Genomic DNA, 828 nt, shown 5'->3' with positions numbered 1-828 from the left:
GTACTGGTCGCCGGTGAAGGCGTCCAGGCCGCCGCCGAAGCCGCCGCGACACTCGACGGCGTGAGCAAGGTGCGCGTGGCAGACAACGCCGTCTACGCCCATCAGCTTGCCGAGCCCATGGGCGCGCTGCTGGTTGCCCTGGCCGACGACTACACCCACGTGCTGACCAGCGCCTCCACCACCGGCAAGAACGTGCTGCCGCGGCTGGCCGCGCTGAAAGACGTCAGCCAACTGTCGGAAGTGATTGGCGTCGAGAGCGCCGACACCTTCCTGCGCCCGATCTACGCCGGTAACGCCATCGCCACGGTGAAAAGCGACGACCCGCTGAAAGTCATCACCGTGCGCACCACCGCCTTCGATGCGGTAGGCAGCGGCGGCAGCGCCAGCGTGGACGCCGTGGACGTGGTCGTCGACAACGCCCAGTCCCGTTTCGTGAAGCAGGAGCTGGCCCAGAGCGACCGCCCGGAACTCGGCGGTGCCAGGGTCGTCATCTCCGGCGGCCGCGGCATGGGCAACGGCGAAAACTTCAAACTGCTGGACGGCATTGCCGACAAGTTGGGTGCCGCCATTGGCGCGTCTCGTGCAGCGGTGGATGCAGGCTTCGTGCCCAACGACATGCAGGTGGGCCAGACCGGCAAGATCGTCGCCCCCGAGCTGTACATTGCCGTGGGCATCAGCGGCGCGATTCAGCACCTGGCGGGGATGAAAGACTCCAAAGTGATCGTGGCGATCAACAAGGACGAAGAGGCCCCGATCTTCCAGGTAGCCGACTACGGCCTGGTGGGGGATCTGTTCGAGATCCTGCCGGAGCTGGAGAGCAAGCTGTAA

1 protein-coding gene is annotated in these 828 nt (G+C 65.9%); it reads left to right on the top strand.

From position 1 onward, the window contains the following. A partial coding sequence (locus tag CWI66_RS17645; RefSeq protein ID WP_100732392.1) for an electron transfer flavoprotein subunit alpha/FixB family protein occupies window positions 1–828 on the top strand: 828 nt, incomplete at its 5' end.

Source organism: Halomonas sp. 141 (genome assembly GCF_002810305.1).
GTDB lineage: Bacteria > Pseudomonadota > Gammaproteobacteria > Pseudomonadales > Halomonadaceae > Vreelandella > Vreelandella stevensii.
This window is presented reverse-complemented; position numbering and strand designations above follow the sequence as displayed.